Annotated in this window: 11 protein-coding genes; 7 read left to right on the top strand and 4 right to left on the bottom strand. The window is 46.7% G+C overall.

What is annotated here, in order from left to right:
- Nucleotides 1-70: 70 nt before the first annotated feature.
- Complete coding sequence (gene aspS, locus PBT90_RS19925; protein WP_270130829.1) at nucleotides 71-1,825, bottom strand: aspartate--tRNA ligase; 1,755 nt, start codon at nucleotides 1,823-1,825, stop codon at nucleotides 71-73.
- Between the two features lie 312 nt (nucleotides 1,826-2,137).
- Between aspS and PBT90_RS19920 the strand changes: the two genes are divergently transcribed.
- Together PBT90_RS19920 and rluF are read left to right on the top strand one after the other, a co-directional pair.
- Nucleotides 2,138-3,445 carry a peptidoglycan DD-metalloendopeptidase family protein gene (locus tag PBT90_RS19920; protein ID WP_270130827.1) on the top strand — a complete coding sequence of 436 codons (1,308 nt, stop codon included), beginning with the start codon at nucleotides 2,138-2,140 and terminating at the stop codon, nucleotides 3,443-3,445.
- Between the two features lie 214 nt (nucleotides 3,446-3,659).
- The gene (gene rluF / locus PBT90_RS19915) at nucleotides 3,660-4,391 is read left to right on the top strand and encodes a 23S rRNA pseudouridine(2604) synthase RluF (RefSeq protein WP_264808253.1); all 732 of its coding nucleotides are present in this window, start codon (nucleotides 3,660-3,662) and stop codon (nucleotides 4,389-4,391) included.
- Between the two features lie 262 nt (nucleotides 4,392-4,653).
- Here the strand turns inward: rluF and PBT90_RS19910 are convergent, their stop codons facing one another.
- Nucleotides 4,654-5,499: a glycoside hydrolase family 16 protein gene (locus tag PBT90_RS19910; RefSeq protein WP_270130823.1), complete on the bottom strand. Its 846-nt coding sequence runs from the start codon at nucleotides 5,497-5,499 to the stop codon at nucleotides 4,654-4,656.
- A 234-nt stretch (nucleotides 5,500-5,733) separates the two neighbouring features.
- On the opposite strand from PBT90_RS19910, the gene PBT90_RS19905 reads away from it, so the two are divergent.
- Genes PBT90_RS19905 through PBT90_RS19885 form a run of 5 tightly spaced genes read left to right on the top strand, consistent with a single transcriptional unit; the run spans nucleotide 5,734 to nucleotide 10,174 of the window.
- The gene (locus PBT90_RS19905; RefSeq protein WP_270130821.1) at nucleotides 5,734-6,108 is read left to right on the top strand and encodes a hypothetical protein; all 375 of its coding nucleotides are present in this window, start codon (nucleotides 5,734-5,736) and stop codon (nucleotides 6,106-6,108) included.
- 44 nt (nucleotides 6,109-6,152) lie between these two features.
- Entirely contained in the window at nucleotides 6,153-7,271 is a 1,119-nt protein-coding gene (locus PBT90_RS19900; RefSeq protein WP_270130819.1) for a cytochrome-c peroxidase, read from the top strand.
- 24 nt (nucleotides 7,272-7,295) lie between these two features.
- Nucleotides 7,296-8,018 carry an MbnP family protein gene (locus PBT90_RS19895; RefSeq protein WP_270130816.1) on the top strand — a complete coding sequence of 241 codons (723 nt, stop codon included), beginning with the start codon at nucleotides 7,296-7,298 and terminating at the stop codon, nucleotides 8,016-8,018.
- Nucleotides 8,019-8,060: 42 nt separating this feature from the next.
- Nucleotides 8,061-9,119 (top strand): cytochrome-c peroxidase, encoded by a 1,059-nt coding sequence (locus tag PBT90_RS19890; protein ID WP_270130814.1) that lies wholly within the window; start codon nucleotides 8,061-8,063, stop codon nucleotides 9,117-9,119.
- Complete coding sequence (locus PBT90_RS19885) at nucleotides 9,119-10,174, top strand: transporter family protein (protein ID WP_270130812.1); 1,056 nt, start codon at nucleotides 9,119-9,121, stop codon at nucleotides 10,172-10,174. The genes PBT90_RS19890 and PBT90_RS19885 overlap by 1 nt, the downstream gene beginning before the upstream one ends.
- Nucleotides 10,175-10,241: 67 nt before the next feature.
- Here the strand turns inward: PBT90_RS19885 and PBT90_RS19880 are convergent, their stop codons facing one another.
- Both PBT90_RS19880 and PBT90_RS19875 read right to left on the bottom strand, forming a co-directional pair.
- Nucleotides 10,242-12,650 carry an OmpA family protein gene (locus PBT90_RS19880; RefSeq protein ID WP_270130810.1) on the bottom strand — a complete coding sequence of 803 codons (2,409 nt, stop codon included), beginning with the start codon at nucleotides 12,648-12,650 and terminating at the stop codon, nucleotides 10,242-10,244.
- Between the two features lie 2 nt (nucleotides 12,651-12,652).
- Nucleotides 12,653-13,630: a PorP/SprF family type IX secretion system membrane protein gene (locus PBT90_RS19875; protein ID WP_270130808.1), complete on the bottom strand. Its 978-nt coding sequence runs from the start codon at nucleotides 13,628-13,630 to the stop codon at nucleotides 12,653-12,655.
- Nucleotides 13,631-13,699 lie beyond the last annotated feature (69 nt).

Raw genomic sequence — 13,699 nt, 5'->3', positions numbered from 1 at the left:
TTAGAAACTGTTCGTACCCCTTCCCGGACAATGTCCCCATAGACCGAAAAGTTTCTAGCTCTACCCGTTCCTATTCTTTCACTGCCAGTCGTATGGAAAGCTCTGTCAATTGCTCATCAGCAATACTGCTTGGAGAATCTATCATCACATCACGACCGGAGTTATTTTTCGGGAAGGCAATGTAATCTCTGATAGAATCCGAACCTCCAAAAATCGCACAGAGTCTATCAAAGCCAAAGGCAATTCCACCATGTGGCGGTGCACCATATTCAAAGGCTTCCATCAGGAACCCGAATTGCTTTTGGGCTTCATCTTCCGAGAAACCAAGGTGCTTAAACATCAGTTGCTGGGTGGCTTTGTCGTGGATACGGATAGATCCTCCTCCGATTTCAACTCCATTTATTACCAAGTCATAGGCATTGGCTCTGACGGCTCCCGGGTCTGCATCCAATAATGGAATATCTTCTTTCTTTGGTGAGGTAAATGGGTGGTGCATGGCATGGTAGCGTTGGGTTTCCTCATCCCATTCCAAGAGCGGAAAATCCATCACCCAAAGTGGCTTAAATACATTTCTATCTCTTAATCCCAAGTCCTCGCCCATTTTCAAGCGAAGCTCAGAAAGCTGCTTGCGTACCTTATCCGCGTCACCACTAAGGATCAACATCAAGTCTCCAGGTTCTGCTTCGAAAGTGGCTGCCCAAGCCTGTAAGTCTTCGGCAGAATAAAATTTATCCACGGTAGATTTGATCGTACCGTCTGCAGTGTATTTGGCGTAAACCATGCCTTTGGCTCCTATCTGCGGGCGTTTGACCCAGTCTGTCAGCGCATCCAGTTGCTTACGGGTATATTCCGCGGCGCCTTTGGCACAGATACCTACGACCAACTCCGCATTGTCAAAAATGCCAAAACCCTTGCCTTTAGCTACCTCATTCAGCTCCACAAATTTCATATCAAAGCGAAGATCCGGCTTATCGTTACCATAATACTTCATGGCATCTGCAAAGGTCATACGCTTCACCTCTTCCAGTTCCACCCCTTTCACCGTACTGAATAAATGCTTGGTCAGCCCTTCGAAAGTGCTTAAAATATCCTCTTGGTCTACGAAGGCCATCTCGCAGTCAATCTGGGTAAATTCAGGCTGTCGGTCTGCTCTCAAATCTTCGTCACGGAAGCACTTTACAATCTGGAAATACCGGTCAAAGCCAGAGACCATCAGCAGCTGCTTGAAGGTCTGTGGAGACTGTGGCAAGGCGTAAAATTCACCTGGATTGGTACGGCTAGGCACTACGAAGTCACGCGCTCCTTCCGGAGTGGATTTGATCAAAACAGGCGTTTCCACCTCTATGAAATTTTGGGCATCCATGTATTTCCGGGTCTCCTGCATCATCTTGTGACGAAGTTGCAGTTTTTCACGCACCACATTTCTACGCAGATCCAGGTACCGGTATTTCATACGCAGCTCATCGCCACCGTCAGTTTCGTCCTCAATGATAAATGGAGGGACTTTAGCAGCATTGAGGACTTTCAGGGTTTTTACCTTGATTTCTATCGCACCTGTAGGTATTTTATCATTTTTGGAAGTCCGCTCGATCACGGTTCCGGTAGCTTGCACTACGAATTCCCGACCTAGGGTTTCTGCTTTTTCCAACAATGCTTTTTCGCTGGATTCCTCTTCAAATATTAATTGAGTCAATCCGTATCGATCCCGAAGATCCACCCAGATCAATCCACCTTTATTTCTGACGCGCTGCACCCAGCCGGCAAGTGTTACTTCCTGATTGACCTGATCCAGGCGAAGCTCGCCACAAGTATGCGTTCTCAGCATGATATTTTAGTTTTTTTTGGGATGTCAAAGATAAAGAAATGACTGTGAGAATACAGGATTCATTGGAGGATTAGCATTATTTTCAAAAATTTCTTCGCAATTCATCTACAAAAGGGCTTAATTCTTCAACAAAACGTAAATACTCCCAAACTGTCAGAAGGGGGAGCCAAATGAAATATTTCTCCAGAACCCGTCGTTGGTATAATAATTGTCCAGCAGCAAACAAAAGGTTTATGCCCCAAAACTTGGATTAAAAGCCCTTTTTTGCTTCTTTGAGCTAAATTTCAAAAATTCCCCTAATACTATAGATTAATGAAAAAGATTTGGATAGGAATTGCTGCACTCGTTATCACCATAGGCGCAGCATCTTCGCTCCAATTTTTCAGCCTGCCTTTTCAAGCCGAAAAGGAGCCTGAGATCGTGGAACCACCACTGATTGATTCCCTGGAAAACCAGGTATTCCTGTACGGAATCAATGTCACCGGGCTGAATATTGTAGAAGGAACCGTCAGAAAAAACCAGACTTTAGGATCCATTCTTGCACCTTTCAATGTCCCTTATCAGATCATCGACGAAATCGCCAAAAAATCCAAGGAGATTTTTGATGTAAGAGGCATCGCTGCTGACAAAAAATTCACGGTGGTAACCCCATCGGACTCCACCAAAGCACAGTTCTTCATTTACGAACCCAATCCAGCCGAATACGTGGTGTTCAACTTGGATTCCATCGATATTTACAAGGCAGAAAAACCCGCGTCGTTCAGAACAAAGGAAGCCGGGGGAATCATCGCTTCCAATCTCGCTGTGGATATGGGAAATCAGGGAGTGACCTACGATATCATTGATCAATTTGCTGATCTTTATGGCTGGTCCATTGATTTTGGAGCTTTGCAAAAGGGAGATAAGTTCAAGGTATCCTATGAGGAAAAAGTGATAGATGGAGTGGTAGTCGGAGTTTCTGACATCCAAACTGCCTATTTTGAACACAAAGGAGTGCCATACTATGCGATCCCTTTTGAACAAAACGGAGAGGTCAATTTCTTTGATCAAAATGGAGAGAGCTTCAAAAAGGCATTTCTAAGAGACCCATTGAAGTACACCCGGATCAGTTCCAGATACAACTTAAGAAGGTTTCACCCAGTCCAAAAACGATACAAAGCTCACTTGGGCACTGACTACGCTGCGCCTAGGGGAACCGAAATCCGCTCCGTAGGTGAAGGAACCGTGACGCATGCGAGTTACACTTCCGGCAATGGGAATTATGTAAAAATCAAGCATAACGGCACCTACACTACGCAATACCTACACATGTCCAAGATCGCAAAAGGCATTAAGCCCGGAACCAGAATCAGGCAGGGTCAAGTGATCGGCTATGTAGGTAGCACTGGATTGGCCACAGGACCACACCTTTGCTTTAGATTTTGGAAGAATGGCAAGCAGGAAGATTGGTTGAAAGAAAAAATCCCACCTTCTGAACCTATCTCTTCTGCAAACAAACTGGCTTTCGAATCCACCAAAACTGAGTACATGGAAAAACTAGCGGCTATCAAACTGCCGGGCGATCCAGAGGTATTATTTGCAGAAACTCCAAAACCGGCAGTTCCTGCAAAAAGCGAGTAGGCTTTAAAAACATTCATAGAAAAGCGCAAGACTTCGGTTTTGCGCTTTTTTTTGTTTTTAACCACAAAGTGCACAAAGAGTGACGCGGAGGGACACATCTTATTTGGAGTTGAGTGATTCAAATAATCAGTAGTACTCTCTACACAGTCCTCCGTGTTCACCGCGGTAAATTTCTATTCCTTAACTTGCAACTTTAATCCATTTTCGATTTCCTGTGGAAGAAGTTCATTATATACGAATCAATAAATACCTCAGCGAAGTGGGCTTTTGCTCCAGGCGCGGGGCAGACAAACTCTTGGAAGAAGGCCGAATTACCATCAATGGTAAAATCCCCGAGCTCGGCACCAAAGTGGGACCTAATGATGTGGTGGCTGTGGATGGAGAACCCGTGGGCAAGCCCAAGGAAACCCATACCTATATCGCATTTAACAAACCTGTAGGCATAGTAAGTACTACAGATACAAAAGGTGAAAAGGACAATATCATCGATTATATAGGTCATCCCCAGCGTATTTTCCCAATAGGAAGATTGGATAAGGACAGCGAAGGTCTGATTTTTTTAACCAGCGAGGGGGATATTGTAAACAAGATACTCCGCTCCAAAAACAATCACGAAAAGGAGTACATAGTCACTGTGGATAAACCTATTCATGAAAAGTTCTTACAGGGCATGGGTGCCGGGGTTCCGATTTTGGATACTGTGACAGATCCCTGCAAGGTGGAGCGAATCAGCAAATTCAAGTTCCGGATCATTCTAACTCAAGGGCTGAACAGACAGATCCGCAGAATGTGTGAGCATTTTGGATTCAAAGTTGTGCAGCTAAAGCGTATCCGGATCATGAATGTACACTTGGACATTCCGGTGGGCAAGTGGCGTGACCTGACGGAAAAGGAACTAGCTGAAATCAACGAGATGATTGCGGATAGTTCGAAGACTTTTGATTGATCTAACCATAGTGTGCACAGAGCGTGGCGCAGAGGGCACAAAATACAACTACACTATTCCCTATCCCTAAGTCTTGTATAGTACATTTTTCCGTGCCATTAGACACAAACTATAGGTAGTAAGAATTTGATACCATAACAGCCGTGCCCCCGCTGTGGCTGATGAAGGAAGAAAAAAGACCAATACATTTTCGTTTAAATTCTAACATCTATTAGCTCCACAATTTTCCCTTGAGAAACGGCACTATGATACTCCTGTTGCTTTACTTCTGATAAACCCTCACATAGTCCACCAGATAATGTTTGGGAAAGGATGTAGTGCTAGGATCTCCACCATTATTGCCACCAATCGCAAGGTTTAACAGGATGTAATGAGGTTGATGAAAAGGATTGAAACCATCTGGATTGACAGTTCTTGCCAGATCGATCTCATTTAGCAATTCGTCGTCCAAAAAGAGTTTAATGGAATCTTCCGTCCATTCCATTCTCCAAAGATGAAATTTACTTGGCCAATCTGGGTCCTTTTCCAGAAAGTCACTGAATGGAATTTTCGCATTATCCCATTTTGCATTGTATTGCCCTTCGTCAGCCCAAGCCGCATTGGCCAAAATTGTAGCTTCGCCTTTCACCCGGTAATATTCCATTACATCGATTTCACCGTTGGCAGGCCATGGTTTGCTTATCCCCAAGGTCCAGATTGCAGGCCATAGGCCCATGGCTGTATCGATCCTTGCCCGAACCTCCATGACGCCGTATTGGAACTCATATTTCCCGCGGGTATTGATACTAGAGGAGCTGTATTCGGCATACTCCCGATTTCTTCTCCAATCGGTACTTTCAGCCTCAAAATTGCTGTTTTTGACCTGCTCTCTTTTTCCGGTGATCACTAACCTCCCGTCTTTTACCTCTGCATTTTTCTTTTGGTACCACTGTAGTTCATTGTTCCTTTTAAATCCTTCTTCGAAAGACCAGAGATCAGAATTCACTTCTCCCTCTTGATCAAACTCCTCCTGCCAAACCAGCTTATAAGCTGTGCCAGTTGGGATGAATTGCGCGTGGGATAATGTGGCATTAATGACTAGAAAAAACAGAAGATGAGATAGGCGCATGGTTTTGGAAATTTGGGTTGAAGGGAAAATTTAATTTAAAGCCAAAAATGCTTTATCAAAAGGAAATCAGTACCAATGGACTTTATTATTTGCAGAATTTGATGCAGGATTTTCCAAAATTCTGACCTTGTCAAAAAAATAGTAATGAATAGAAGCTGACATACATAAAATCAAATTCAGATATTTGATAAAAATCATAGCATTGAAACCTTTTGCAAGTTACTTTTGTGCCAAATGCTGAAAAGCTCACTCTACATATGGCTTTGCGCTGTTTTGGTAATGAACAGCATGGTGTATTCGGTGATCAAAGTGAGTTTCACGATGAATCAAAAGTACATCATAGATAATTTCTGTATCAATACAGATAAGCCTATGCTAAACTGTGACGGCAAGTGCTATCTCGCTACCAAACTAAAAGAGGAACAGGAAAGGCAGGAAAACAACACCGCGCTTACCTTCAGCCAGGATTTTGGACTCTATATTCCGAATCCATCCCCTAGCTACAAACACCCTGAAAATATTACCCAGCCTATCGCTCATCAAGCTTTTTACAAAAACCGGTTTGGCCAAACCCTGAGTAAAGAAATCGAACATCCACCACAGGGGTGATTTTTTGATCGAGTAAACGATTTCTTTTATCAAACTTTCTATTCATGCGAATTCAAATTCCTGCCTGGCTGGGATTAGTCTGCATGTGTGGCTTGCTTTCCTGCGGGAATAAGTCGGAAAATCCAGTTTCTGGACCTACACCCATTTCCCTGGATGCACCGGATTATTTTCCGAATAATGTAGCCATGCCTGCTGACAATCCTTTGACGGAGCAAGGAGTACAGCTGGGCCGTATGCTTTTCTATGAGAAAAAGCTATCGGCAGACGGCAGTATTTCCTGCGCCTCCTGTCACCAGCAGCAAAAAGCCTTTACTGATGGCAATCAATTCAGTTTTGGTGTTCATGACTCCATCGGGGATATGAATGCCATGTCACTTTCCAATCTTCACTGGCAAAACCGCTTCTTTTGGAACGGGCGAGCGGCTTCGCTTGAGGAGCAGGCTGTTCAGCCCATAGAAGATGAACGGGAAATGAACCTGCCTATTGCGGAGGCAGTGAGCCGGCTACAAGCTGATGATCAGTATCCGGCTTTGTTCCAAAGTGCCTTTGGCAAGGAGGAAATCAGCGCTGAGCTGATCGGTAAGGCTTTGGCCCAGTTTCAGCGTACGCTGCTTTCTGCCAATTCCAAGTTCGACGCCTGGATCAGAAATGAGGTTCAACTGACTCCCGGGGAGCAACTGGGACTTGAACTCTTCTTTACCCATCCTGAGCCCTCCCTTCAGTTGCGTGGAGGAAATTGCGGTGACTGTCACCTGGGTTTTCTGACAGCAGGTGATCCAAATGGATTTACAGGATTTCACAACAATGGTCTGGATGCAGAAGGAAACCTAGCTACTGGCTTGATGGCTGTGACTGAAAACCCTTTTGACCAGGGAAAATTCAAAGCCCCGGGGCTAAGGAATATCGCGTTGACAGGGCCTTACATGCATGATGGAAGGTTCCAGACACTGGAAGAGGTACTCGATCATTACAACGATCACATTCAAAACAGCCCTACGCTGGATGTATTGATTTTAGAAGCCAGCAATGAGCTTCCCGATGGTAGCAATGCCGTCAAACTGCATCTGAGTGAGGATGAAAAAAAGGCCATCATCGCCTTTCTACACACCTTGACAGATGAGGAATTTATAAACAATCCAAAATTTTCAGACCCATTTAATTAAGTCTGAATTACAAACTTTAAACAAATGAAAAATCTAATTTATACAGCACTATTTGGTTCATTATTGATTTTCTCCTCCTGCCAAGACGAGGAAACCCCAGCCACTATGGCCCTGAATATAGAACTGGAGCATGTGCTAGCTGGCCAAGCTTTGGAGCTGAACGGAAAATCATTCACGCTGCCATCCGGAGAAGATTTCACGCCTAAGAAATTTAAATATTACATCTCTAATGTGGAGTTGAGAAACTCGGTTTCCGGTGAAACTTATGTGGAACCTGAAAGTTACCACCTGATTTCGGAGGATGGAAACAAAAGCATTGACCTGGGAATGGTGCCCTCATCAGATTATGACCAACTGGTATTTTCTATAGGTGTGGATGAAATTGCCAATGGCAAAACAGATCAGACTGGAGATCTGGACCCTAACTCTGACATGGCCTGGAACTGGAACACAGGCTACAAATTCCTGGTATTAGAGGGTGAGTTCACTAACAGCAAAACCAACGAAAGACAAGGTCTGGTCATGCATATTGGGACCAATCCCAACTACAAAACCATCACACAACCGCTTTCAGGAGTAAGAGCAGGCAAAGCCACTACTTTGACCCTAAATTCCAATCTTGACGAGCTATTCTTAGACCCAAACACGCTTGAGGTGAGCGAGTTAGAAAGCACCACGATCATGTTTGGTGAGCTGGCAGGCAAAGTAGCGGACAACTATTCCGAAGGTTTTATCAGCATAAAATAATCAAAAGCGAAGCCCTGGGGACTTTGGTCCCCGGGTTTTTCTATGGAAAAGCTCTCTAAACTCTTACTCATTATTGGATTCACTTTAATCTGGGCTTGCTCTTCTGATGAAGAACCTATGATTTTAGACCCTGAGATCCATTATTATATTCCTGCAGTTTCTCCCACGCTTCGGGTCGCTGGATTTCCACAGCCAGACCGGAATATGATTTCTGAAGAAGGTGTTGCTTTGGGTAGAAAACTATTCTTCGACCCCAAGCTATCTGCAAATAGTCGGGTGTCCTGCGCTACTTGTCATAGTCCTGCTTTGGCATTTACTGATGGGCTGGCATTGGCCAAGCACGGAGTTTCGGGAAAGGAATTGCACCGAACTTCTCCCCCTATTTTCAATTTGCCCTGGCAAAGTGAAGGGCTTTTCTGGGACGGAGGTGCACATGACCTGGAGTCTTTGAACTTTGGACCTTTGACACATCCAGATGAAATGGGAGCGGATTTAAATGAGCTAGTTGCCTATCTGGAAAGTGATCCTGAATACAAGAAGCACTTCAATTTAGTCTTTGGAGAAGAGGAAATCCAAAGTGCCCAGGTTTCACGGGCGATCAGTCAATATGTACGCAGTTTGATTTCCCAAGACTCCAAATATGATCGCTGGAAGAGAAGTGAGGAAGTTTTAAGTGACTTGGAATTAAAAGGCTACCAGCTTTATCAAAAAAATTGCTCCAGCTGTCACCAAGAGGGTCTTTTCACAGACAGAAGCTTTCACAATAATGGACTGGACAAAGCATATCCTGATCCCCCAGAATTGGAAGGGCTCTTTTTGGGCAGGTATAGAATCAGCTCAAATCCTAAAGACCTCGGAGCTTACAAAACTCCAACCCTCAGAAACATTAGCCTTACGGCGCCCTACATGCATGATGGCAGATTTGAGACTTTGGACGAAGTCCTGAATCATTACCAAAATGGCATACAGATCAATGAAACCTTGGCTCCTGAACTATCAGAGGGAATAGCACTTAATACCTCAGAAAAAGAAGCCCTCAAAGCCTTTCTGCGCACTTTGACAGATTCGGTTTTTCTACAAAAACATCAAAAAACCAACTAATGAACTCTATTTACAGAAAAATAGTCCTACTTAGTCTGATGAGTTTTTCCTTGCTAGGGACTCAAAAAAGCTATGCTTGTGACAGTTGCAATTTCTTCGAATACAGCCTGCTCCAAAACAAAAGCTATCTGGGGCTTTTCTATAGGTTTCGAGGGTTTAAGGATTATAAAAGTTATGCATCTGTATCTCCTACCACCCAATCCATCCTCACTTATCCCCAGCAACTTTCCACCAATTTGGTACCTGGAAGGTACCCCATCGTGATGCATGAACCCGAAGGAAACAACCTCTATGTGAGGAAATCCAAGGCAGATTTTGAAACTTATCAGACCCTGGAAGTACGGGGTAATTTTACGGTCAAAAATAAGTGGAACTTTACCGCCGTGCTGCCTTACGAGTTCAATAAGGTCTATTATGAAGAATACCTGGATCTACCCAATCCAAGCCGGGATACTACGCTATTTGTTCAGGGCTGGGGTGATCTGACTTTGGCAGGAGATTACATTTGGCTGATTTATAACAAAAAATCCCGACACACCATACGTCCTGGATTTGCAATGAATTTACCGACTGGTCAGGCGCTCGTAAAATCTGACAATGAAAATCGAGACTATTTTGATCCTATTATCCAGCCAGGAAAAAAGGCTTTCGCTTTTATTCCCAGGTTAAATTACCAGTGGTTTTTGAACAATCAAGGTATAAATGCCGGTGCTAGTTACCAGTGGAGCACCGAGGGAGCGCAGGATTATCAAGCTGGCAACAGCTTCAATATTTATGGGATTTACTTCCATCAGTTTCAGGCGAGTGAAAAAGTGCTTTTGGCACCAAATGCCGGGCTTTATTATGAAGCTTCGCAAAAGGACTTGTGGGAAGGGTTGGAACAAGATCTAACTGGGGGCAAAGTCACTTTTGCGCAAATCGGATTGGATCTAAATGTGACTCAAACCACACTTAACTTGGTTTATCAGCATCCCATTTCCCAAAATCTGAATGGTAATCAGATCTTGCACTCGAGCAGAGTAAGTGTGGGAATTATAAGAAATTTTAAGTGGTAGAGTAAAAAAAGAGGCTACCGAAAGGCAGCCTCTTTTGGATTAGAACTAATACTTACATCAATCCTATTTACAACACATCAACTTTCTTTTTTCTACCTGAGTAGGTGTAGGAGGATTTGCCTACTCTCAGTTCGGTCCTTCGGTTCAGCTGGTGCATCGCCTCGGTACAGGTCAGCTCATTGCAGTCGTTCACCGGCCGGGTCTCCCCAAACCAGGTCTCTTCCATCCGGCCCTCTTCCACGCCTCTGTCCAGCAGATAGCGCTTCACGGCCTCGGCCCGGCGCTCGGACAGCGGCTGGTTGTACTCTTCGGATCCACGCTGGTCGGTATGCCCCTCGATGTACAGCATCAGGTTCGGCATCTTCTTCAGCATGATCGCTGTGCGCTCCAGCTCCTTCTTGTGCACGCTCCGCAGCATGCTCTTGTCAAAGTCGAAGTAGATCGTTGGGATCGCCTCCAGTTCTTTTTGGATCGCCTCAAAGATCGCCTCCGGATCACAGAAGTCCATGTCCTGGAAGCTCTCAGGGATCTCATACTGCCTGCTCGGGTCCGGGAAGGCCTCCAGGGTCAGTTCAGATCTTCTGTTCAGCTGGTGCGCATCTTCGCTGCACGGAATGCCGTTGCCGCAGTCGTTCACCAGTTCCTGCTCCCCGAACCATTCCAGACGGATACGGTCGGCGGTGATGTTGTGCTGTGCCATGTATTCGGTCACTGCTTTCGCCCTATTGTTGGACAGGGTAATGTTGTATTCGTCACTCGCTCTGGAGTCGGTATGGGAGGCGACGATCAGGTCCAGGAACGGATATTCCCCCATGATCTCGCCCAGCTTGTCCAGGGCTGGCTTCGCATCCTCGCGGATCACAAACTTGTCCAGGTCATAGTACACGATGTCCACATACACCGGAAGCTGGTAAGGGATAGGTGTCAGGGTGTACTCTCTACGCACTGTGTCCCCTTCGAAGCCCTTGGTCGTGATGCTCTCGTCGCTGATGCTGAAGTACCCCGGCTTGCTGATCACTATACCGAAGTCACTCTCCGGCTCCAGTTCGGCCGTCAGCTCTCCCTTGCCGTTTCTTTGGGTCTCTACGTTGCCGTTCTGGGTCTTGTCCCTCAGGGTCGCCAGGTAGCTGTCGGTGATCACCACGCCTTCGCAGTCGATCACACGCGCCAGAAACTGCTTGTACACGTCCTGGATCGTATAGATGTCATCCAGCCCCATTCCCCCTTTCCGGTTGGAGGACAGGTAGGTCTCGGTCTTGCCGTCTTCCCCTTCGATGATCCTATAGGCAAAGTCATCGGCCAGGGAGTTCACCGGGATGCCCATGTTCTGCACATTGCTGAACTGGCTCGGGGTGTAGTCGGCCTGGAACACGTCCATCCCTCCGGCTCCCTGGTGGCCGGTGGAGCTGAAGTAAAACTTGTCCTCCCTCCGGAAGGCATGGGATTCATTGCCTTCGGTATTGATCTCCGGGCCCAGGTTAACAGGGGGACCGAAGTTCATCTCTCCGTCATATTCTGAATAGTACAGGTCATAGCCCCCCTGGCCCCCGGGCATGTCGGAGGTGAAGTACAGCCGTTGCGCCTCGCCGTCCACAAAGGGGTTCATCACCGCATAGCCGATCGAGTCGTTGAACGGTACCGGCGTAAAGCCTTCCAGCACACCGTCCTGGTTCAGCCTGCTGTAATAGATCTCGGGCTGGACGGTGATCTGGTTCTCTTTCTTTACTTTCTTTATCCCCCTGGTCACCGAGTAGAACAGCACGCCCTGCTCCTTGTCGTAGCTGGGGTCGGAAAAATTGTACGTGTCCGGTACGTTGGAAACCACTTCGCTGATGGTGCCGGTACTGTCCCTGCGGTACACGCTGAAGTATTCCCGGTCGGTGAAGTCGTTCTTCTCTTCGCTGAAGTATTGGTTCCGGCCGTCTATCCGCAGGCCGGGCATCTCACTCGGGTAGCTGCCCCCTCTGTCGGAGACAAAGTAGCTGTTCCCCTTGCCGTCCTTGGACAGCCCGAAGTCCGAGCCTTCGGAGTTCAGCCCTTCGGCGGGCTCCAGCTTCACTTTTCGCTTACTCGCCACGGTCAGCAGCTCCGGAACTCCCGGAACACTGTCTGCATCCACTCCTTTCTCGGAAAGCATTCCAGCGGCCTCTTCCATATTCCCGCTCAGCTGGGCTGATCGGAGGTATTGCGCATAGTCACCGTAGTCGGCTTCTTCATACCCTACTGTGGTCTTCCACCAGGCATAAGAACTGTCGTAGTCACGTAATATGTCCTGTGCCTCGGCGATCTTCTTTGACGTCCCGTACGTGGGCTTCTTCGCGTAGGCTTCTTCGTACACTTCCAGCGCATGCTGGTAGTTCATCAGCTCCATCTGCTGGTCGGCGTACCGGAGCTTGCTCTTCTGTGCCTCGGCGGTTCCCAGTGATCCAAAGACCATCGCTGCTGTAATACTGAGTAGTGTTAGTGTCTTTTTCATAATCAGAACCATCTTTGGTTTTTCATTACTGCTTTTCTAGGAATCAGATAGTAACCTACTGAAAGCTCGTGGGAGTTGTTACGGTAGTTGCTCAGCACGTTCAGGTTATGGTCATACGCATAGCCGATACGCAGACGCTCGGTCGCGAAAATCTCCACGATCGCCGCCACTGCGTTCCGCTTGCTCAGGTTCTCCTCCAGGTTGTCGTTCCACAGCTTCAGGTTGCTGCGGTAGCTGCCTCCAACCCAGATCCGCTCGTAGAACAGGAACATCGCGTTCAGGTCGTAGTTCGTCGGCGCTCCTTTTACTTCCTTGATCAAAAAGCTCGGCTTGAACTTCACTGCCTTGCCCAGGTCAAACAGGTAACCTGCTGTCAGGTAGTAGTGGAAATCGTGGTAGGCCAGCGCAACATCCTCACGCTCCAGGGACTTCTTGCCGATCATGTTGTACATACTGAAACCCGCATAGAAACGGTCGTTGTGGAAGAACAGACCTGTGTTCAGGTTCGGAGTCGTCAGGTTGATCCGCCCGTCAGGAATCTCGCTGTCCGGATAGTCGTTCGGATCCAGCATGCTCCCGTCTATAGAGTACTGGCTGAATCCCGCACTCACTCCAAGACCCAAAAAGCTCTTCGACCCTGTCTGGATACGGTAGGCGTACGTCAAAAGCCCTCCAGTCGTCTTCGCAGGACCCAGGTTGTCGCTCAAAAACGATACCCCAAAACCCATCGTGCCCTCGTTAGCTGCCAGGTCCGCGGTAACCGTGAACGTCTCAGGTGCTCCAGGAAAATTGATCCACTGGCTGCGGTACGTGCTCTGGATATACGGCTCTCCCTTGTAGCCCGCATAGCCCGGGTTTACATGCAATCCGTTGAATATATACTGACTGAACTGCGGAAGCTGTTGGGCACTTAACTTTTCAACACCTATTAGGGTCAAAACCAAAAATGCAATACTCAAAATCCTGAAAAACGTTCTCATATCGATAGAGATTTAATGCTATAAAGAAGGAAAGGAAATTACTTCTAATTCCCCTTCCTTTTGTGAATG

It is taken from the genome of Algoriphagus sp. TR-M9 (assembly GCF_027594545.1).
Taxonomy (GTDB): Bacteria; Bacteroidota; Bacteroidia; order Cytophagales; family Cyclobacteriaceae; genus Algoriphagus; species Algoriphagus halophytocola.
The sequence above is the reverse complement of the archived record's forward strand: the minus strand, read 5'-3'. Positions and strand labels throughout refer to the sequence as shown.

What these genes read in the sequence shown, in the direction of transcription:
- aspS (WP_270130829.1), bottom strand. Translation starts at nt 1,825, where the DNA reads ATGCTGAGAACGCATACTTGTGGCGAGCTTCGCCTGGATCAGGTCAAT.
- PBT90_RS19920 (WP_270130827.1), top strand. Translation starts at nt 2,138, where the DNA reads ATGAAAAAGATTTGGATAGGAATTGCTGCACTCGTTATCACCATAGGC.
- PBT90_RS19910 (WP_270130823.1), bottom strand. Translation starts at nt 5,499, where the DNA reads ATGCGCCTATCTCATCTTCTGTTTTTTCTAGTCATTAATGCCACATTA.
- PBT90_RS19905 (WP_270130821.1), top strand. Translation starts at nt 5,734, where the DNA reads ATGCTGAAAAGCTCACTCTACATATGGCTTTGCGCTGTTTTGGTAATG.
- PBT90_RS19900 (WP_270130819.1), top strand. Translation starts at nt 6,153, where the DNA reads ATGCGAATTCAAATTCCTGCCTGGCTGGGATTAGTCTGCATGTGTGGC.
- PBT90_RS19895 (WP_270130816.1), top strand. Translation starts at nt 7,296, where the DNA reads ATGAAAAATCTAATTTATACAGCACTATTTGGTTCATTATTGATTTTC.
- PBT90_RS19890 (WP_270130814.1), top strand. Translation starts at nt 8,061, where the DNA reads ATGGAAAAGCTCTCTAAACTCTTACTCATTATTGGATTCACTTTAATC.
- PBT90_RS19885 (WP_270130812.1), top strand. Translation starts at nt 9,119, where the DNA reads ATGAACTCTATTTACAGAAAAATAGTCCTACTTAGTCTGATGAGTTTT.
- PBT90_RS19880 (WP_270130810.1), bottom strand. Translation starts at nt 12,650, where the DNA reads ATGAAAAAGACACTAACACTACTCAGTATTACAGCAGCGATGGTCTTT.
- PBT90_RS19875 (WP_270130808.1), bottom strand. Translation starts at nt 13,630, where the DNA reads ATGAGAACGTTTTTCAGGATTTTGAGTATTGCATTTTTGGTTTTGACC.